Source organism: Streptomyces sp. NPDC107471 (genome assembly GCF_055582845.1).
The window spans coordinates 284,777-305,370 of sequence record NZ_JBVJPC010000009.1; the positions used below are offsets into that span (position 1 = coordinate 284,777).

The 20,594-nt window shown below is 70.8% G+C and carries 15 protein-coding genes; 10 read left to right on the forward strand and 5 right to left on the reverse strand.

Features of this window, described 5'->3' with window-relative positions:
- Window positions 1–80: 80 nt before the first annotated feature.
- Both ACZ66S_RS29455 and ACZ66S_RS29460 read right to left on the reverse strand, forming a co-directional pair.
- On the reverse strand, window positions 81–737 hold the full coding sequence (locus ACZ66S_RS29455; protein ID WP_469904569.1) for an MBL fold metallo-hydrolase: 657 nt from the start codon (window positions 735–737) through the stop codon (window positions 81–83).
- Window positions 738–747: 10 nt separating this feature from the next.
- Window positions 748–1,434 (reverse strand): maleylpyruvate isomerase family mycothiol-dependent enzyme, encoded by a 687-nt coding sequence (locus ACZ66S_RS29460; protein WP_469904570.1) that lies wholly within the window; start codon window positions 1,432–1,434, stop codon window positions 748–750.
- Window positions 1,435–1,657: 223 nt separating this feature from the next.
- On the opposite strand from ACZ66S_RS29460, the gene uvrA reads away from it, so the two are divergent.
- Window positions 1,658–4,732 carry an excinuclease ABC subunit UvrA gene (gene uvrA / locus ACZ66S_RS29465; protein ID WP_469904571.1) on the forward strand — a complete coding sequence of 1,025 codons (3,075 nt, stop codon included), beginning with the start codon at window positions 1,658–1,660 and terminating at the stop codon, window positions 4,730–4,732.
- Between the two features lie 74 nt (window positions 4,733–4,806).
- On the opposite strand, the gene ACZ66S_RS29470 is transcribed toward uvrA, so the two are convergent.
- From ACZ66S_RS29470 to ACZ66S_RS29480, 3 genes are all read right to left on the reverse strand, one after another.
- Window positions 4,807–5,718, reverse strand: a complete 912-nt coding sequence (locus ACZ66S_RS29470) for a carbohydrate kinase family protein (RefSeq protein WP_469904572.1) — start codon at window positions 5,716–5,718, stop codon at window positions 4,807–4,809.
- 54 nt (window positions 5,719–5,772) lie between these two features.
- On the reverse strand, window positions 5,773–6,912 hold the full coding sequence (locus ACZ66S_RS29475; RefSeq protein WP_469904732.1) for a LacI family DNA-binding transcriptional regulator: 1,140 nt from the start codon (window positions 6,910–6,912) through the stop codon (window positions 5,773–5,775).
- A gap of 137 nt (window positions 6,913–7,049) precedes the next feature.
- On the reverse strand, window positions 7,050–8,006 hold the full coding sequence (locus ACZ66S_RS29480) for a hypothetical protein (protein WP_469904573.1): 957 nt from the start codon (window positions 8,004–8,006) through the stop codon (window positions 7,050–7,052).
- Window positions 8,007–8,471: 465 nt separating this feature from the next.
- On the opposite strand from ACZ66S_RS29480, the gene uvrC reads away from it, so the two are divergent.
- From uvrC to secG, 9 genes are all read left to right on the forward strand, one after another.
- Window positions 8,472–10,622 carry an excinuclease ABC subunit UvrC gene (uvrC, locus tag ACZ66S_RS29485; protein WP_469904574.1) on the forward strand — a complete coding sequence of 717 codons (2,151 nt, stop codon included), beginning with the start codon at window positions 8,472–8,474 and terminating at the stop codon, window positions 10,620–10,622.
- Window positions 10,619–11,578 (forward strand): RNase adapter RapZ, encoded by a 960-nt coding sequence (gene rapZ, locus ACZ66S_RS29490; protein WP_469904575.1) that lies wholly within the window; start codon window positions 10,619–10,621, stop codon window positions 11,576–11,578. Before uvrC ends, rapZ begins: the two co-directional genes overlap by 4 nt.
- Window positions 11,575–12,642 carry a gluconeogenesis factor YvcK family protein gene (locus ACZ66S_RS29495; RefSeq protein WP_469904576.1) on the forward strand — a complete coding sequence of 356 codons (1,068 nt, stop codon included), beginning with the start codon at window positions 11,575–11,577 and terminating at the stop codon, window positions 12,640–12,642. Before rapZ ends, ACZ66S_RS29495 begins: the two co-directional genes overlap by 4 nt.
- A complete protein-coding gene (whiA, locus tag ACZ66S_RS29500; protein ID WP_031057649.1) occupies window positions 12,633–13,622 on the forward strand; it encodes a DNA-binding protein WhiA in 990 nt (329 codons plus the stop codon). Before ACZ66S_RS29495 ends, whiA begins: the two co-directional genes overlap by 10 nt.
- A 146-nt stretch (window positions 13,623–13,768) precedes the next feature.
- Window positions 13,769–16,720, forward strand: a complete 2,952-nt coding sequence (locus tag ACZ66S_RS29505; protein ID WP_469904577.1) for a M14 family metallopeptidase — start codon at window positions 13,769–13,771, stop codon at window positions 16,718–16,720.
- 213 nt (window positions 16,721–16,933) lie between these two features.
- Window positions 16,934–17,941, forward strand: a complete 1,008-nt coding sequence (gap, locus tag ACZ66S_RS29510) for a type I glyceraldehyde-3-phosphate dehydrogenase (protein ID WP_469904578.1) — start codon at window positions 16,934–16,936, stop codon at window positions 17,939–17,941.
- A gap of 125 nt (window positions 17,942–18,066) precedes the next feature.
- Window positions 18,067–19,278, forward strand: coding sequence for a phosphoglycerate kinase (locus ACZ66S_RS29515; protein ID WP_469904579.1), 1,212 nt, complete (start codon window positions 18,067–18,069; stop codon window positions 19,276–19,278).
- 6 nt (window positions 19,279–19,284) lie between these two features.
- Window positions 19,285–20,061, forward strand: a complete 777-nt coding sequence (gene tpiA, locus ACZ66S_RS29520) for a triose-phosphate isomerase (protein WP_469904580.1) — start codon at window positions 19,285–19,287, stop codon at window positions 20,059–20,061.
- Window positions 20,062–20,164: 103 nt separating this feature from the next.
- Window positions 20,165–20,395: a preprotein translocase subunit SecG gene (gene secG / locus ACZ66S_RS29525; RefSeq protein WP_053847429.1), complete on the forward strand. Its 231-nt coding sequence runs from the start codon at window positions 20,165–20,167 to the stop codon at window positions 20,393–20,395.
- The last annotated feature ends 199 nt before the right edge of the window (window positions 20,396–20,594 follow it).

A 20,594-nucleotide genomic window follows, 5' to 3' on the forward strand; every position in this document is an offset into this window, starting at 1 on the left:
GCGCGCGTGACACCGGCGCGTGCGAAGAGTTCACACGGGGCGCGTGCGAAGCGGTGTACGCGGGGCGCACGCCCCGGAGTTCACCATCCCCGCGCGCGCCACTCCGGCAGGTGCGGCCGCTCCGCGCCCAGCGACGTGTCGTTCCCGTGCCCCGGGTAGACCCACGTCTCGTCCGGCAGTGCGTCGAAGATCTTCGTCTCGACGTCGTGGAGCAGGCCGGTGAACGCCTCGGGATCCTTGCGGGTGTTGCCCACGCCCCCAGGGAACAGACAGTCCCCCGTGAACACATGGGGATGGCCGTGCGGGTCGTCGTAGACGAGGGCGATCGAGCCCGGGGTGTGGCCGACCAGGTGGCGTGCGGTCAGTTCGACCTGGCCGACGCGGATGACGTCGCCGTCGTCGACCAGGACGTCGGTGGGGACGGGGATGCCCTCGGCGTCGTCCCGGCCGGCGTAGGTACGCGCACGCGTGGCCGCGACGACCGCCGCGAGGGCCTGCCAGTGGTCGCCGTGCCGGTGCGTGGTGACGACGGAGGCGATGCCGTCGTCACCGATCATGCCCAGCAGGGTGTCCGCCTCGTTGGCGGCGTCGATCAGCAGTTGCTCGTCGGTGGCCCGGCAGCGCAGCAGATAGGCGTTGTTGTCCATCGGGCCGACCGCGATCTTGGTGATCATCAGGTCCTTGAGCTCGTGCACGTCGGCGGGCCCGCCGACCGTCACCTGTCCGCTGTACGTCATGGCCGTCAGCCTATAGCGGGGGCAGCGGGGGAAGGGTGCCGCCGTGGACCGTCAGTGCCGAGCCGTCGCGGCGGCCGGCGAGCCAGCCGAGGAGGTCGGCCGGACGGCCCGTGACCACGAGCGCGGGCTCCCCGGCACCGCCGGTCGGGATCCGCCGGCCGTCGTCCTGCTCGATCACGAGCGCGGGTACGTCGGGGTGGCCCCGGAACCGCTCGGCCAGGAAGTCGATCTCGCGCCGGGTGAAATCCTCGGGGAGGTCCTCCAGCTCGTACCCGGTCCCGAGATCCACATGGTGCAGCTCCACCTCGACCCACCGCCGGAAGGGCACCCGGGACGCCGAGTCGGTGACTCCGTTGCGCAGCTCGACCGTGCGCGACCAGTCGGCCGGCGCGGCCCCGGCCTCCTGGAAGCGGGCGGCGCTCTCACGGAGGTCGGCGAGCTGGACGTCGAGGGGGCGCGGGGCGTCGCGCTCGATGTCGGCGTCGCGCGCCTCGGCGGAGGGGTACATGGGCCGACCCCGCAGAACGTTCACCAGGGCGTCGGCATTGCGGGACAGATGTGCGAGGACATGGCCGCGACTCCAGCCCGGCAGCCGTGACGACTGCGTCACGGTCGCGTTGTCCATCGTGGCGGCTGCGGTCAGCAGCCGCTCGGTCGCACCACGTACAGACTCCAGGTCATGAGCGTGATCAATCATGCTCCTGACCCTAGTGCCGCCACACCTTCGGGTGAAGGTGGTGAAGGAGTGCCGTAAATCGAATGCACGTGCTATATGGTCGGGTGCGGCGTCGGGCATGCTGGAAGGCCGGGGATTGTTATGCATCCGGGAATCCGACCGGCGTTGTCAGTGGCTCCCCCTAGTCTGAAGAAGCACGGGGGCCCCGCCCCTGTCACTTCTCTCAAGAAAGGTGCGGACCGGCGTGGCCGACCGTCTCATCGTCCGTGGCGCGCGCGAGCACAACCTGAAGAACGTCTCGCTCGACCTGCCTCGCGACTCGCTCATCGTCTTCACGGGCCTGTCCGGGTCGGGCAAGTCCTCCCTGGCCTTCGACACCATCTTCGCCGAGGGCCAGCGGCGCTACGTGGAGTCGCTCTCCTCGTACGCCCGCCAGTTCCTCGGCCAGATGGACAAGCCCGACGTCGACTTCATCGAGGGCCTCTCGCCCGCGGTCTCCATCGACCAGAAGTCGACCTCGCGCAACCCGCGCTCGACGGTCGGCACCATCACCGAGGTCTACGACTACCTGCGTCTGCTCTTCGCGCGCATCGGCAAGCCGCACTGCCCCGAGTGCGGCCGCCCGATCTCGCGCCAGTCGCCGCAGGCCATCGTCGACCGGGTCCTGGAGCTGCCGGAGGGCAGCCGCTTCCAGGTGCTCTCGCCGCTGGTGCGGGAGCGCAAGGGAGAGTTCGTCGACCTCTTCGCGGACCTCCAGACCAAGGGCTACAGCCGCGCGCGGGTGGACGGCGAGACCGTCCAGCTCTCCAACCCGCCCACGCTGAAGAAGCAGGAGAAGCACACCATCGAGGTGGTCATCGACCGCCTCACGGTGAAGGACTCCGCCAAGCGCCGGCTCACCGACTCCGTGGAGACCGCCCTCGGACTGTCCGGCGGCATGGTCGTGCTCGACTTCGTCGACCTCCCCGAGGACGACCCCGAGCGCGAGCGGATGTTCTCCGAGCACCTGTACTGCCCGTACGACGACCTGTCCTTCGAGGAGCTGGAGCCCCGCTCCTTCTCCTTCAACTCGCCCTTCGGCGCCTGTCCCGAGTGCACCGGCATCGGCACCCGCATGGAGGTCGACCCGGAGCTGATCGTCCCGGACGAGGACAAGTCCCTCGACGAGGGCGCCATCCACCCCTGGTCGCACGGGCACACCAAGGACTACTTCGGCCGTCTGATCGGCGCCCTCGCGGACGCGCTCGGGTTCCGCACCGACATCCCCTTCGCGGGACTGCCGCAGCGCGCCAAGAAGGCCCTGCTCTACGGCCACAAGACGCAGATCGAGGTCCGCTACCGCAACCGGTACGGCCGCGAGCGGGTCTACACGACCCCCTTCGAAGGGGCCGTCCCCTTCGTCAAGCGCCGGCACAGCGAGTCCGAGAGCGACGCCAGCCGCGAGCGCTTCGAGGGCTACATGCGCGAGGTGCCCTGCCCCACCTGTGAGGGCACCCGCCTCAAGCCGCTCGTCCTCGCCGTCACCGTCATGGGCAAGTCGATCGCCGAGGTCTCCGGCATGTCCATCAGCGACTGCGCGGACTTCCTGGGCGAGCTGAAGCTCAGCGCCCGGGACAAGAAGATCGCCGAGCGGGTCCTCAAGGAGGTCAACGAGCGGCTGAAGTTCCTGGTCGACGTCGGCCTGGACTACCTCTCGCTGAACCGCGCGGCCGGCACCCTGTCCGGCGGCGAGGCCCAGCGCATCCGCCTGGCCACCCAGATCGGCTCCGGACTCGTCGGCGTGCTGTACGTCCTCGACGAGCCGTCCATCGGCCTGCACCAGCGCGACAACCACCGGCTGATCGAGACCCTGGTCAGGCTGCGCGACATGGGCAACACGCTCATCGTCGTCGAGCACGACGAGGACACCATCAAGGTCGCCGACTGGATCGTCGACATCGGCCCCGGCGCGGGGGAGCACGGCGGCAAGGTCGTGCACAGCGGCTCCCTGAAGGAGCTGCTGGACAACGCCGAGTCGGAGACGGGCCAGTACCTGTCGGGCAAGAAGGCCATCCCGCTGCCCGACATCCGCCGCCCGCTCGACCCGACCCGGCAGCTCACCGTGCACGGGGCCCGGGAGAACAACCTCCAGGACATCGACGTGTCCTTCCCGCTGGGCGTCTTCACCGCGGTCACCGGCGTCTCGGGCTCCGGCAAGTCGACCCTGGTCAACGACATCCTCTACACCCACCTGGCGCGCGAGCTCAACGGCGCCAGGAGCGTCCCGGGCCGCCACACGCGCGTGGACGGCGACGACCTCGTCGACAAGGTCGTGCACGTCGACCAGTCGCCCATCGGCCGCACCCCGCGGTCCAACCCGGCGACCTACACCGGCGTCTTCGATCACGTCCGCAGGCTGTTCGCCGAGACCACCGAGGCGAAGGTCCGCGGCTACATGCCCGGCCGCTTCTCCTTCAACGTCAAGGGCGGCCGCTGCGAGAACTGCGCGGGCGACGGCACCATCAAGATCGAGATGAACTTCCTCCCGGACGTCTACGTCCCGTGCGAGGTCTGCCACGGCGCCCGGTACAACCGGGAGACCCTGGAGGTCCACTACAAGGGCAAGTCCATCGCCGACGTCCTGAACATGCCGATCGAGGAGGCGACGGAGTTCTTCGACGCCGTCCCCGCGATCGCCCGCCACCTCAACACCCTCAAGGACGTCGGCCTCGGCTACGTCCGTCTCGGCCAGGCCGCGACCACCCTGTCCGGCGGCGAGGCGCAGCGCGTGAAGCTCGCCAGCGAGCTCCAGAAGCGCTCCACCGGCCGCACGGTCTACGTCCTGGACGAGCCGACCACCGGTCTGCACTTCGAGGACATCAGCAAGCTGCTGAAGGTCCTGTCCGGCCTGGTCGACAAGGGCAACACCGTGATCGTCATCGAGCACAACCTCGATGTGATCAAGACGGCCGACTGGGTCGTCGACATGGGCCCCGAGGGCGGTGCGGGCGGCGGACTCGTGGTCGCCGAGGGCACCCCGGAGGAGGTCGCCGGAGTCCCGGCGAGCCACACCGGCAAGTTCCTCAGGGAGATCCTCGGCGCCGACCGGATCAGCGACGGGACCTCGGTGAAGGCCCCGCGCAAGGCACCGGCCCGGAAGACGGCCGCGGCGAAGAAGACGGTCGCCGCCAAGTCGACGACGGCGAAGAAGACGGTTGCCGCCAAGTCGACGACGGCGAAGAAGACGGCGACGGCCAGGACGACGGCGGCGAAGAAGGCCACCGGAGCCACCGGGAAGGCCACGCCCGCCAAGAAGACGACCCGGGCCCGCAAGGCCTGAGCCGGACGACGAAGCGAGCGGTGCCCCGCGGGACGTCCCGCGGGGCACCGCTCGCTTCGTCACCAGCCTCGCCCCTACAGCTCGCCCAGTTCCGAGGCGTACGGCGGCTGCGCCCCGGCGCGTGAGCAGGTGATCGCCGCCGCGCGGGCCGCGAACCGCAGCAGCCGGGTCCAGTCCTCGACGCCCAGAGCGGCGAGCGCCTCCGGGGACAGCGCGTCGAGGGCGGCCAGGCCGTGCAGCAGGGCCGCGTTCACCGTGTCGCCCGCGCCGATCGTGTCCACCACGTCGACCTTCTCGCCGGGCACCGGCAACACCGCCCCGCCCCGGGTGAACACGGTCAGCCCGTCACCGCCGTGGGTGATCACCACGGCCGCCGGCCCCGCGGCCAGCCACTCCTGCGGGGTGCCGCCCAGCCACAGCGCGTCCTCCTCGGAGAGCTTGAGGAGCGACACCGACGGCAGCCAGTTCTTGAACCGGGCCCGGTAGGCGTCCGCGTCGGCGATCAGCCCGGCCCGGATGTTCGGGTCGAGCGCGGTGAACACACCCTGCGCGGCCGCGGTCCGCATCAGCTCCTCGTAGGCGCTCGCGCCCGGCTCCAGGACGAGCGAGCAGGTGCCGAACGACACCGCGCGGGTACCGGCGGGGAGTCGGGCCGGGGCGGCGAACAGGCGGTCGGCGGTGCCGTCGACGTAGAAGGAGTACGCGGCCGAGCCGTCGGTGTCGATCGTGGCGACGGCCAGGGTGGTGGGTTCGGTGCCGCGCTGCACGGCCGACACGTCCACCCCCGCCTCCCGGAGCCCGTCGAGCAGGGCCTCGCCGAAGGCGTCGAGCGAGGTGCGGGAGCAGAAGGCGGTGGGGGAGCCGAGCCGGCCGAGGGCCACCGCGGTGTTGTAGGGGCCGCCGCCGAGCGCCGGCTTGAGAGCCGCGAGGGCACCCGTGCCCTGCGGGACGAGATCGATGAGGGCCTCACCGGCGACGACGATCACGAAACGGGTCCTTTCTCGAACTGCGAGGGACGGAGGGCTGAGAGAAGTGCGCGGTCAAGGGCGTTCGGAGGGCAGCGAGGACCTGGCGGCCCGACCGGACCGCGCCGCCCCCTCCCCGGAGCCGGGGCAGCCGCACGACGAGCGGTGCACGAACGTGCAGTCGAGGCGCACGGTCCGGGCGGGCCGGTCCGGCTCGTCGAGGCGCTCCAGGAGCACCCGGACCGCCTGCGCGCCGATCTCCCTGCTGGGCTGGGCGATGGCGGTGAGCCGGGGCGAGAACAGATCGGCCCAGGCGAAGTCGTCGAAGCAGCACAGGGCGAGGTCGTCCGGTACCGAGAGGCCGTGCTCGCGCAGGGCCCGCAGGGTGCCGATGGTCATCGCGTTGTTGGCGGTGACGAGGGCCGTGGGCGGCGTGTCGAGCGCGAGCAGGGCGGCCGTGGCCCGTTCGGCCCCGGCCGACGCGGAGTCGCCGTGGACGACCAGGCGGCCGTCGTAGGGGAGGCGGGCGGCGGTGAGGGCCTGCCGGTACCCGGCGATCCGTTCGGCCGTGGTGCTCAGCCCGGGCAGGCCGGCCACCAGGCCGATGCGCCGGTGACCGAGTCCGGTGAGATGGGTGACCAGCCGGGCCATCGGCTCGGTGTTCTCGGCGCAGACCTGGTCGAACCGCGGGAGTCCGTCCGCCGGGGCAGCACCCCCGTCCCCGCTCGTCCCCGAATCCGCCCCCTCGCCGACACCGACGCCGACACCGTCGATCACCCGGTCCAGGAACACCGTCGGCACCCCGTGGCGGCCGAGGTAGGAGACCAGCTCACGCGGGTCCGGCGAGGGCGCGACGATCATGCCGTCCACGCGCCGCTCGTGCAGGAGTTGGACGACCTTGCGCTCGTGGTCGGGATCGTCGTGCGGATCGGCGATGAGCAGGCTGTAGCCGTGCTCCAGCGCGCCCGCCTCGACGCCCTGGAGGATCTCGGTGAAGTACGGGTTGCTGATCGCCGACACCGCCAGCCCGATGGAACGGGTGCGGGAGGTCACCAGCGAACGGGCGAGGGTGTTGGGGGTGTAACCGAGCTCGTCGACGGCGTCCAGGACGGCCTGGCGGGTGTGGGGCAGGACCGGCCGGGTGCCGTTGAGGACGTGCGAGACGGTCGCCACGGACACTCCCGCGCTGCGGGCCACGTCGGCCATGGTCGGCATCGGCTCCCCCTCCGGAACGGCGTGCGCGACCCCCGTACGTCGAGGGCCCACGGCCGGGAAGGTATCCCATCCGCAGGCCCGCGTAAACGCTTGCGCAAGCGTTTACGCGCCGCGGGGGACCCGATACGTCGTCCCGCTCACTCCCAGTCCCACCCGATCCCCACGACCCCCGACCGCACCCGCGGCTCGACCAGGTGCACCGAGTGGTGGTGGCCGGTGAGGGACAGGTCCCGGCGGCCGCTGCGGGGCGCGGCGGGGGAGTGCTGGGCGAAGCGGTGGCAGCGCACCGGCAGGGCCTTCTCGTCGAACCGGACCTGGAGCGCGTACTGCCCGCCGGGCGAACCGAAGCCGCGGACGTACTCGCGCGACACCCCGCCCGTGCCGTCCTCGACGGCGTAGCGGAACAGGAAGGTGTCCCCGGCCCGCAGCCGGGCGTCGAGCAGCAGCTCGGCCACCAGCACTCCGGTGTCGTGGTGCGAACGGACGCGCCCGGTACGGCAGTTCTCCAGGGCGTGCACGGTCATGAGCTCCGGCACGCACCCCGGGTCGCCGTGGTGGACGGCGATGAAACGGTCGACGCCCTCGCGGTGGGCGCGCACGATGTGGTGCGACTCGACGCCGCGCAGCTCGCGGCGCGTCCCGATGTCTATGCGCTCGTGATGACCGAGGGTGTGCAGCCCGCCGTCGGGCGGCGCGTCCAGCTCGCCCAGCAGTTGTCCGAGGACGTCCGTGGCCGCGATGAGGGAGCGGTAGGAGCGGGCCGCGGGCCGCTCGGCGGCCGACCGGTCCTCGTCCTCGGCGAGCAGCCGGATCAGCGACTCCTCCGGCAGTTGCAGGATCTCCTCCAGCGCGCGTACGGCCCGCAGCGACTCGGGGCGCTGCGGGCGCCGGGCGCCCTGCTGCCAGTAGCTCAGACTGGTGACACCGACCTTGACTCCGTAGCGCGACAGATGGTGCTGGACGCGCTGGAGCGGCAGCCCCCGCGCGGCGATCGCCGCGCGCAGCGCGACGTGGAAGGGGCCGCCGCGCAGGGCCGAGTCCAGTTCCGCGTCGGCGACGCTCACGTCGTCCGCGTGCTGTGTGGCGTGCGGCATGCAGGGGCCTTTCTGTACAGGTCCGGCCGGCTGGTCAGGCCGTCCGCGAGGGTGTGTCTCGGGGCCGTCCGTGGCAGGCCGGGGGGAGGCTTCACATCCGTACGCCGTCGTTCCCGGCCCCGAGTTCCCCCGCATTGAAGCGTGTTGACCAATTCCCGACAACACCTGCCGCCGAACGGTGATGCACTCCCGGCCGGTATGAGACCCGCCCGCCCGGCCGGCGCCGGCCCGCCCGCCGCCCTTTAGCAGCTCCCGGATCGCGCTCGCGAACAGCGCCGACGCCGCTCCGCGCGGGCCGGGCGAGCAGGACCGGGGTCAACCGCCGAGCCGCTCCCAGGGGCCGCTCCGATGTACACACGTTCCTGGAGTCCCAGATCACACTGGCAGGTCGGCGGCTCCTGTCGTCGTCCTGTCGTTGTCCACAGGCTCACCGGAGTGTCAGCGCACGCCAGTAGGGTGTGAGACATGGCCGACCCCTCCAGCTACCGCCCCAAACCAGGGGAGATCCCTGACACTCCCGGGGTGTACAGGTTCCGCGACGAGCACCGCCGGGTGATCTACGTCGGAAAGGCGAAGAGCCTGCGCCAGCGCCTGGCGAACTACTTCCAGGACCTGGCGAGCCTGCACCCCCGCACCCGCACGATGGTGACCACGGCCGCGTCCGTGGAGTGGACGGTGGTGTCCACGGAGGTCGAGGCCCTGCAACTGGAGTACTCCTGGATCAAGGAGTTCGACCCCCGGTTCAACGTCAAGTACCGCGACGACAAGAGCTACCCGTACCTCGCCGTGACGATGAACGAGGAGTTCCCGCGCGTACAGGTGATGCGCGGCCACAAACGCAAGGGCGTGCGGTACTTCGGGCCGTACGGGCACGCGTGGGCGATCCGCGACACCGTCGACCTCCTGCTGCGCGTCTTCCCGGTCCGCACCTGCTCCGCCGGCGTCTTCAAGAACGCCGCCCGCACCGGCCGCCCCTGCCTCCTCGGCTACATCGGCAAGTGCTCGGCGCCCTGCGTCGACCGCGTCTCCGCCGACGAACACCGCGACCTGGCCGAGGACTTCTGCGACTTCATGGCCGGCCGCACCGGGACCTACATCCGCCGTCTGGAACAGCAGATGGCGGACGCGGCCGAGGAGATGGAGTACGAGCGGGCGGCCCGCCTGCGCGACGACATCGGGGCCCTGAAGAAGGCCATGGAGAAGAGCGCCGTCGTGCTCGCCGACGCGACCGACGCCGACCTGATCGCGGTCGCCGAGGACGAGCTGGAGGCCGCCGTCCAGATCTTCCACGTCCGCGGCGGACGCGTCCGCGGCCAGCGCGGCTGGGTCACCGACAAGGTCGAGGAGATCACCACCGGCGCCCTCGTCGAGCACGCCCTCCAGCAGCTCTACGGCGAGGAGAAGGGCGACTCGGTCCCCAAGGAGGTCCTGGTCCCCGCCCTGCCCGAGCCGGTCGAGCCGGTCCAGGAGTGGCTCGCCGAGCGCCGCGGGTCGGGGGTCTCGCTGCGCATCCCGCAGCGCGGCGACAAGAAGGCCCTGATGGAGACCGTGCAGCGCAACGCCCTCCAGGCGCTCGCCCTGCACAAGACCAAGCGCGCCTCCGACCTGACCACGCGCTCGCGTGCCCTGGAGGAGATCGCCGAGGCCCTCGACCTGGACAGCGCCCCGCTCCGGATCGAGTGCTACGACATCTCCCACCTCCAGGGGGACGACGTGGTCGCGTCCATGGTCGTCTTCGAGGACGGCCTCCAGCGCAAGAGCGAGTACCGCCGCTTCCAGATCAAGGGCTTCGCGGGACAGGACGACGTCCGGTCCATGCACGAGGTGATCTCCCGCCGGTTCCGGCGGTACCTCACCGAGAAGGAGAAGACCGGCGAGTGGGTGGACGACGCCTCCCAGGGCGGCGTCCCCCAGGACGGGACCGCCCAGGGAGAGACCTCCCAGGACGGCTCCCAGGACGGCTCCCAGGACGGCACCTCCCGTGACGGTGCCCCCCAGGGCCTCCCGGAGATCGGGCTGAAGGACGACGACGGCCGTCCCAAGAAGTTCGCCTACCCGCCCCAGCTCGTCGTCGTCGACGGCGGACAGCCCCAGGTGGCCGCCGCCAAGAAGGCCCTGGACGAGCTCGGCATCGACGACATCGCCGTCTGCGGCCTCGCCAAGCGCCTGGAGGAGGTCTGGGTGCCGGGCGAGGACGACCCGGTCGTGCTGCCCCGCACCAGCGAAGGCCTGTACCTTCTGCAACGGGTCCGTGACGAGGCCCACCGCTTCGCGATCGCCTACCAGCGCACCAAGCGGTCCCAGCGTTTCCGGTCGAGCCCGCTCGACGACGTCCCTGGCCTCGGGGACACGCGCAAGCAGGCCCTGCTGAAACACTTCGGTTCCCTGAAGAAACTACGATCCGCCACCATCGACCAGATCTGCGAGGTCCCCGGCATAGGCCGCAAGACGGCCGAGACGATCGCCGTGGCCCTCGCCCAGGCGGCCCCGGCCGCGCCCGCCGTCAACACGGCGACTGGAGAGATCATGGATGACGAGGAACCCGGTACCACGGGTTCCGACGGGGACCCCGTGACGGCGGGCGCCCCGGACGAACGACGGGGGCAGGAGACATGAATGTGAACGAGCACGAAGAACGACAGGACCAGGGCGGAGAAGACGCACAGGTGAGCACGGGCGCGCCCCACGACACGGCGGGAGTCCCGGAGGCCGCCATCCCCGAGCTGGTGATCATCTCCGGGATGTCCGGCGCCGGCCGCTCCACCGCCGCCAAGTGTCTGGAGGACCTCGGCTGGTTCGTCGTCGACAACCTCCCGCCCGCCCTGATCCCCACCATGGTGGAGCTCGGCGCCCGCTCCCAGGGCAATGTCGCCCGGATCGCGGTGGTCGTCGACGTCCGCGGCCGGCGCTTCTTCGACAACCTCCGCGAGTCCCTCGCCGACCTGGAGGCCAAGCACGTCACCCGGCGGATCGTCTTCCTGGAGTCCTCCGACGAGGCCCTCGTGCGCCGCTTCGAGTCCGTGCGCCGCCCGCACCCCCTCCAGGGCGACGGCCGGATCGTCGACGGCATCGACGCCGAGCGCGAACTCCTGCGCGAGCTGCGCGGCGACGCCGACCTGGTCATCGACACCTCCAGCCTCAACGTGCACGAGCTGCGCGCCAAGATGGACGCCCAGTTCGCCGGCGAGGAGGAGCCCGAACTCCGCGCCACCGTCATGTCCTTCGGCTTCAAGTACGGCCTCCCCGTCGACGCCGACCTGGTCGCGGACATGCGGTTCCTGCCCAACCCGCACTGGGTTCCGGAGCTGCGCCCCTTCACCGGCCTCAACGAGGAGGTGTCGGCGTACGTCTTCAACCAGCCCGGCGCCAAGGAGTTCCTCGACCGCTACGCCGAGCTGCTGCGCCTCATCGCGGCCGGCTACCGCCGCGAGGGCAAGCGGTACGTGACCATCGCCATCGGCTGCACCGGCGGCAAGCACCGCTCGGTCGCCACGTCGGAGAAGCTCGCCGCGCGCCTCGCGGCCGAGGGTGTGGAGACGGTGGTCGTGCACCGGGACATGGGACGGGAATGACCGCACGTAGTCCGCGGCTGAGCAGGCTGCGACGGGCCGTCCCCGAAGGGCGGGCGGCCCGGCCCGTCGAGACCCGTGGGGCACGGCCCCGCCGGCGCGGTGCCCAGCCCAAGGTGGTCGCGCTCGGCGGCGGCATGGGCCTGTCCGCCTCGCTCGCCGCCCTGCGCCGGATCACCGGCGACCTCACCGCCGTCGTCACCGTGGCCGACGACGGCGGCTCCAGCGGGCGCCTGCGCGACGAGCTGGGCGTCCTGCCGCCCGGCGACCTGCGCAAGGCGCTGGCCGCGCTGTGCGGCGACGACGACTGGGGCCAGACCTGGGCCCGGGTCATCCAGCACCGCTTCCAGTCCAAGGGCGACCTGCACGAACACGCGGTCGGCAACCTGCTGATCGTCGCCCTGTGGGAGCAGCTCGGCGACCACGTCCAGGCCCTCGACCTGGTCGGCAGGCTCCTGGGCGCCCATGGCCGGGTGCTGCCCATGTCCGCCGTACCCCTGGAGCTCCAGGCCCTGGTCAAGGGGCACGACCCGGAGCGGCCCGAGGACGTGGACACCGTACGGGGCCAGGCCACCGTGGCCCTGACGCCGGGCGAGGTGCAGTCGGTGCACGTCGTGCCGCACGACCCGCCGGCGGTCCCCGAGGCGGTCGAGGCGGTCCTGGACGCGGACTGGGTGGTCCTCGGCCCCGGCTCGTGGTTCTCCTCGGTCATCCCGCACCTGCTCGTGCCCGAACTGCTGGACGCGCTCACGCAGACGAAGGCGCGCCGGGTACTCTCCCTGAACCTCGCACCGCAGCCGGGAGAAACCGATGGCTTCTCCCCGCAGCGTCATTTGGAGGTTTTGGGACGACACGCCCCTAAACTCGCCCTGGACGTGGTGCTGGCCGACCAGGCCGCCGTGCCCGACCGCGATTCGCTGACCGATGCCGCCAAGCGGTTCGGCGCCGCGGTCGAGCTGGCGCCGGTGGCCCGGCCCGACGGAACCCCGAGGCACGACCCGGAGCTGTTGGCCGCCGCGTACGACCGTATTTTTCGGATGCATGGAAGGATCGGCCCATGGCGATGACGGCAGCGGTGAAGGACGAGATCTCCCGGCTCCCCGTCACCCGGACCTGCTGCAGAAAGGCGGAGGTCTCCGCCATTCTGCGGTTCGCCGGCGGCCTCCACCTGGTGAGCGGGCGCATTGTGATCGAGGCGGAGCTGGACACCGCGATGGCGGCCCGCCGCCTCAAACGGGACATCCTGGAGATCTTCGGCCACAGCTCCGAGCTGATCGTGATGGCCCCGGGCGGGCTGCGCCGCGGCTCGCGGTACGTCGTCCGGGTCGTCGCCGGCGGTGACCAGCTCGCCCGCCAGACCGGCCTGGTGGACGGCAGGGGCCGACCGATCCGGGGTCTGCCCCCGCAGGTCGTCTCCGGTGCCACCTGTGACGCCGAGGCCGCCTGGCGCGGGGCCTTCCTGGCGCACGGCTCGCTGACCGAGCCCGGCCGCTCCTCCTCCCTGGAGGTGACCTGCCCGGGCCCGGAGGCCGCGCTCGCGCTGGTCGGCGCCGCCCGCCGCCTGTCGATCGCCGCGAAGGCCCGCGAGGTGCGCGGGGTGGACCGCGTGGTCGTCCGGGACGGTGACGCGATCGGCGCCCTGCTGACGAGGCTCGGCGCCCACGAGTCGGTGCTCGCCTGGGAGGAGCGCCGGATGCGGCGCGAGGTGCGGGCCACGGCGAACCGCCTCGCCAACTTCGACGACGCCAACCTCCGCCGCTCCGCGCGCGCGGCGGTCGCCGCCGGAGCCCGGGTCCAGCGGGCCCTGGAGATCCTCGCCGACGACGTGCCCGAGCACCTCGCCGCCGCCGGGCGGCTGCGCATGGAGCACAAGCAGGCCTCGCTGGAGGAGCTGGGCGCGCTCGCCGACCCGCCGCTGACCAAGGACGCCGTCGCCGGCCGTATCCGCCGGCTGCTCGCGATGGCCGACAAGCGCGCCTCCGACCTCGGCATCCCGGGTACGGAGTCCAGCATCACCGAGGAGATGGCCGACAACCTCGTCGGCTGACCTCTCCTCAGCACGCCGGTGCCGACGCCCACTTGGGTGGTCGGCACCGGCGTTTACGTATCCGTGAGGCACCCTTGACTGGATCATGAACTGTCATGAGCCTGGCATCTGTTCGCTGCTGTGGCGGACCACCGCAAGGGGGGCTCATGAGACGAAGAGCGAGACCGATCCTCGCTGTTGGCGCGCTCCTGCTCGGCGGCGCGGGCATCGCACCCGTCGCCCAAGCCGCGCAGGGCCCAGGTTCTCCTGATCCGAACGAAGTCAAGGTCTTCCGCGCCGAGGTCACCAGCGGGCAGGTACCCCTGCTGCTGGCGGCCGGGCAGGACGGCCACGAACTGAGCGAGCAGGTGCCCGCGAAGGGCACCGCGACCGTCGAGGTCTACCTCACCGACCAGGAGGCGGCGAAGCTCGAGGCGAAGGGTGTCGAGCTCACCGAGCACACCCTGACCGCCAAGGCCGAGGCCCGCGTGGACAAGGCGGCCGAGGGGGTGTTCCGGCCCTACAGCGGAAGCGGCGGGCTCAGGGAGGAACTCCTCGCCACCGCCCGCGCCAACCCCGCTCTCACCAAGGTCGTCTCCATCGGCAAGACGGTCAATGGCCAGGACATCCTCGCGCTCAAGCTGACCAAGAACGCGAAGAAGTCCAAGGACGGCGCCAAACCCTCCGTCCTCTACATGTCCAACCAGCACGCGCGCGAGTGGATCACGCCGGAGATGACACGGCGGCTGCTCCACCACTACGTGGACGGCTACAAGACCGACAAGCGCCTCAAGAAGATCGTCGACACCACCGAGTTGTGGTTCGTCCTGTCGGCCAACCCCGACGGCTACGACTACACCTTCCAGAACGCCGACAACCGCCTGTGGCGCAAGAACCTGCGCGACAACAACGGCGACGGCACCGTCGGCGTCGGCGACGGCGTCGACCTGAACCGCAACTTCTCCTACAAGTGGGGCTACGACAACGAGGGTTCGTCCCCCAACCCCACCAGTGAGACCTACCGCGGCCCGGCCCCCTCCTCGGAGCCCGAGACCAAGGCCCTGGACGCCTTCGAGAAGCGGATCGGCTTCACGTACGGCATCAACTACCACTCCGCGGCCGAACTCCTGCTGTACGGAGTCGGCTGGCAGGTGGCCACCGACACGCCCGACGACGTCCTCTACAAGGCGCTCGCCGGCACCCCGGAGAACTCCGCGATCCCCGGCTACCGCCCGCAGGTCTCCTCGGAGCTGTACACCACCAACGGCGAGGCGGACGGCCACGCGTCGAACGTCAACGGCCTGGCGATGTTCACCCCCGAGATGTCGACCTGCCAGACGGCCTCGGACCTCGACCCGAACGACCAGTGGAACGCGGCCGACTGCCAGTCGGTCTTCAACTTCCCGGACGACGAGAAGCTGATCCAGCAGGAGTTCGAGAAGAACATCCCCTTCGCGCTCTCCGTCGCCGAGTCCGCGGCCCGGCCCGACCAGCCCAAGTCCTCGCTCGGACTGCAGGCCGCCGACTTCACCCCGAAGACCTTCGCCACGTCCTACGCGCGCGGCGCCGACCAGGAGGTCTCCGTCGTCGTCCGCAGGTCGGTGCGCGACAAGGAGCTCAAGTACCGCGTCAACGGCGGCCGTACGCACGACCGGGACCTCAGGGCCTGGAAGGGCGGCGAGACCTACGGCGGCGAGGACAACCTCTACTTCGACGAGTACCGGGCCGAGGTCGAGGACGCCGACCCGGGCGACAAGGTCGAGGTCTGGTTCACCGGCCGGGCGAGGAGCGGCAAGCCCGTCTCCAGCACGCACTTCACGTACACGGTGGCGCAGCGGCCGCGCGCGGACGTGCTCGTGGTCGCCGAGGAGGGTGCGACCGCCGCACAGGCGCAGACCTACGTCGACGCGCTGAAGGCGGCCGGCCGCACGGCGATCGTCTGGAACGTCGCCACCCAGGGCGCGCCCGACGCGCTCGGGGTCCTGGACCACTTCAGGTCGGTCGTCCACTACACGGGCGCGGCCGTGCCGGGCAACCCCACCCAGCTCCAGTTGCGCGCCTTCCTCAACGAGGGCGGCAAGCTGATCGAGGCCGGCGAGCGGGCCGGCGGCAGCGTCGACCTGGGCGGCGGCACGCTGTCCAACGACTTCAGCCAGTACTACCTGGGCGCCTACACCCGGACGACCCTGCCGGGCGCCACCGCCTTCCAGGGCACCGGCAAGCTCGCCGGGACCGCCGGCACCCTCGGCGCCGCCCCCGGCAACCCGCTGGACACGGCCGGCTCCTTCAGCGTCACCTCGGACAACCTGCCCGTGGCGACCTTCCCGCAGTTCGCGAGCGCGGGAGCGGGCACGTACCCGGGCACGCCCAACCCGTACGGGCCGTACGAGGGCGCCTCCATGGCGGCCGTCACGCACAGCGACTACGCCTGGAACCGCCTCACCCGCACGATCGACCTCACCCAGGTGACCGCCGCGCAGGCGCCCATGCTGCGCACCCGGCTGCTGTGGGACACCGAGGAGGGCTACGACCACGCCGTCCTGGAGGCGCACACCGCCGGGGCGGACGACTGGACCACGCTCCCCGAGAAGAACGGCGCCACCAGCAACGCGGTGCCCGCCGAGTGCGAGGCCGGGTTCTTCATCGCGGCCCACCCCGCGCTCAAGCGGTATCTGACGCAGGGCGCCGACGGCTGCACCGCCGCCGGCACCAGCGGCCAGTGGAACAGCCTCACCGGGGCGTCGGCCGGCTGGCAGGAGGTCTCCTTCGACCTCTCCGCGTACGCCGGCAAGAAGGTCGAGGTGTCCCTCAGCTACATCACCGACCCGGGCTCGGGCGGTCGCGGTGTCCTCGCGGACAACGCCTCCGTGGTCGTCGGCGGCCAGGCCACCGAGACCGAGGGCTTCGAGACCTCGCTCGGCGCGTGGAGCGTGCCCGGGCCGCCCGCGGGCAGCCCCGCGGTCGTGAAGGACTGGGGGCGCGCCGGAGAGCTGTTCAAGACGTACGGCGCGGTCACCACGGACGACACCGTGCTGCTGGGCTTCGGCCTGGAGCACGTCACCGCGGCGGCCGACCGCACGGCCCTGATCCGCAAGGCACTCGCGGCCGTCGGCGGGTGAACCCGGGGTGACCCGGAGTGGTGATTCCGGGTGACCGGAGCCTTCGGTCCGGGGCGGTCCGTACCCCTACTGGCGGGTACGGACCGCCCTGCCGTGTATGGGGCGTCTCGATGTCACCTCGAAAGGCTCAGGGAGGTAGGGTCGGGGGTGGTCGGGGACATCCCATACAGCTCGCCGGTCTCACAACCGGCGTACCAACGAGGAGATCGGTTCGTGACGATCCGCGTAGGCATCAACGGCTTTGGCCGCATCGGTCGTAACTACTTCCGCGCGCTGCTGGAGCAGGGTGCTGACATCGAGATCGTGGCTGTCAACGACCTGGGTGACACCGCGACCACCGCGCATCTGCTGAAGTACGACACCATCCTGGGCCGTCTGAAGGCCGAGGTCTCGCACACCGCAGACACGATCACCGTGGACGGCCACACCATCAAGGTGCTGTCCGAGCGCAACCCCGCCGACATCCCGTGGGGCGAGCTGGGCGTCGACATCGTCATCGAGTCGACCGGCATCTTCACGAAGAAGGCCGACGCCGAGAAGCACATCGCCGGCGGCGCCAAGAAGGTCCTCATCTCGGCTCCGGCCAAGGACGAGGACATCACCATCGTGATGGGCGTCAACGAGAACAAGTACGACGCGGCCAACCACCACGTCATCTCCAACGCCTCCTGCACCACCAACTGCGTGGCGCCGATGGCGAAGGTCCTCGACGAGAACTTCGGCATCGTCAAGGGCCTGATGACGACGGTCCACGCGTACACCAACGACCAGCGCATCCTGGACTTCCCGCACTCCGACCTGCGCCGCGCCCGCGCCGCCGCGGAGAACATCATCCCGACCACCACGGGTGCCGCCAAGGCCACCGCGCTGGTCCTCCCGCAGCTCAAGGGCAAGCTCGACGGCATCGCGATGCGCGTCCCGGTCCCCACCGGTTCCGCCACCGACCTGGTCGTGGAGCTGGAGCGCGAGGTCACCAAGGACGAGGTCAACGCCGCGTTCAAGAAGGCCTCCGAGGGCGAGCTGCAGGGCTACCTGTCCTACACGGAGGACCCGATCGTCTCCTCCGACATCGTCAGCGACCCGTCGTCCTGCACCTTCGACTCCTCCCTGACCATGGTCCAGGAGGGCAAGTCGGTGAAGATCCTCGGCTGGTACGACAACGAGTGGGGCTACTCCAACCGCCTCGTCGACCTCACGGTCTTCGTCGGCAACCAGCTCTGATCCACAGAGCAGACACCTTGACGTGAGAGCAGGGCCCGGGCGGCGCAGGGACGCGCCGTCCGGGCCCTGACTCGCGTGCAGATCAGCTCTCGTACGATCAGAGCACCCTCACCAGGAGTTCCCTCATGAAGACGATCGACGAACTTCTCGCCGAAGGCGTGGACGGCAAGCGGGTCTTCGTCCGCGCCGACCTCAACGTGCCGCTCGCCGACGGCCTCATCACCGACGACGGCCGCATCCGCGCCGTCCTGCCCACCGTCAAGGCCCTCGCGGACGCGGGCGCCAAGGTGGTCGTGGCCTCGCACCTGGGCCGCCCCAAGGGCGCCCCGGACCCGGCCTTCTCGCTGCTTCCGGCCGCCGAGCGGCTCGGCGAACTCCTGGGCGCCCCCGTGGCCTTCGCCCAGGACACCGTCGGCCCCGCCGCCCACGACGCGGTGAACGGCCTCCAGCCGGGCCAGGTCGCGGTCATCGAGAACCTGCGCTTCAACGCCGGCGAGACCTCCAAGGACGACACCGAGCGCGGCGAGTTCGCCGACCGGCTCGCCGCCCTCGCGGACGTCTACGTCGGTGACGGCTTCGGCGCGGTCCACCGGGGGCACGCCTCGGTCTTCGACCTCCCGGCCCGGCTGCCGCACTACGCCGGCTACCTCATCGCCACCGAGGTCGGCGTCCTGAAGAAGCTCACCGACGAGGTCCGGCGGCCCTACGTGGTCGTGCTCGGCGGCGCCAAGGTCTCCGACAAGCTCGCCGTCATCGACGAGCTGCTCGGCAAGGCCGACCGCATCCTCATCGGCGGCGGCATGGCCTTCACCTTCCTCAAGGCCAAGGGCCACGAGGTCGGCGCCTCCCTCCTCCAGGAGGACCAGATCCCCGCGGTCCTGGAGTACATCGAGCGCGCCGAGAAGACCGGCGTCGAGCTGGTCCTGCCGGTCGACGCCGTGGTCGCCCCGGCGTTCCCGGACCTGAAGACCAAGGCCCCGGCCGACGCCACCACCGTCGCCGCCGACGCCATCCCGGCCGACCGGATGGGCCTGGACATCGGCCCGGCGTCCGGCAAGCTGTACGCCTCGAAGATCACCGACGCCGCCACCGTCTTCTGGAACGGCCCGATGGGCGTCTTCGAGCACCCCGAGTTCGCCGAGGGCACCAAGGCGGTCGCCCAGGCTCTCCTCGACTCCTCGGCCTTCACGGTCGTCGGCGGCGGCGACTCCGCCGCGGCCGTCCGCATCCTGGGCTTCGACGAGAACGCCTTCGGACACATCTCGACCGGCGGCGGCGCCTCCCTCGAATACCTCGAGGGCAAGACGCTCCCCGGCCTCGCCGCACTGGAGGACTGACCCCGCATGACCACTCGCACGCCGATCATGGCGGGCAACTGGAAGATGAACCTCAACCACCTCGAGGCCATCGCGCACGTCCAGAAGCTCGCCTTCGCCCTCGCGGACAAGGACTACGAGGCCGTCGAGGTCGCCGTCCTGCCGCCCTTCACCGACCTGCGTTCCGTGCAGACCCTGGTCGACGGCGACAAACTCAAGATCAAGTACGGCGCCCAGGACCTCTCGGCGCACGACTCGGGCGCCTACACCGGCGAGATCTCCGGATCGATGCTGGCCAAGCTGAAGTGCACGTACGTGGCCATCGGCCACTCCGAGCGCCGCCAGTACCACGCCGAGACGGACGAGATCGTCAACGCCAAGGTCAAGGCCGCCTACAAGCACGGCCTGACCCCGATCCTGTGCGTCGGCGAGGAGCTGGAGGTCCGCGACGCGGGCAACCACGTCACCCACACCCTCACCCAGGTCGAGGGCGGCCTCAAGGACGTCCCGGCCGAGCAGGCCGAGTCCGTCGTCATCGCCTACGAGCCCGTCTGGGCCATCGGCACCGGCAAGGTCTGCGGCGCCGAGGACGCCCAGGAGGTCTGCGCCGCCATCCGCGGCAAGATCGCCGAGCTGTACACGCAGGAGCTGGCCGACAAGGTCCGCATCCAGTACGGCGGCTCCGTCAAGGCCGGCAACGTCGCCGAGATCATGGCGCAGGCCGACATCGACGGCGCCCTGGTCGGCGGTGCCTCGCTGGACGCCGACGAGTTCGTCAAGATCGTGCGCTTCCGGGACCAGTAAGTAGGCCCTGGCGGCGATCCGTCGTACCCTTGCGGGGGCATGGCCCTGAAGGCCGTGCCCCCGTCGTTCATCCGAATCCGAGAGAGTTGGTCCAGCCGTGGTTTTGGGGTTCTCGATCGCCCTGATCGTCTTCAGCGGGCTGCTGATGCTGCTGGTGCTGATGCACAAGGGGAAGGGCGGCGGCCTCTCCGACATGTTCGGTGGCGGCATGCAGTCGTCCGTCGGTGGTTCTTCGGTCGCCGAGCGCAACCTCGACCGCATCACCGTGGTGATCGGTCTGCTGTGGTTCGCGTGCATTGTCGTACTCGGTCTTCTCATGAAGACGAACAACTGAGCGGCGACGCCCCACACAGCACGTCCATTCCGCACGTAAGGCCCCATGTTCGGTACGCGCACCTGAGCGCGGCCTATCATGGGGCTTGCGTCTAGGTGTGGGGGCTGTAACTCCAATCACTGGACGCGCGTTGGGCCTTACGTAGACTGAGGCGCTCGCAACGAAGCGACACGTCGACTCGCTTCGCGGCACCATCACG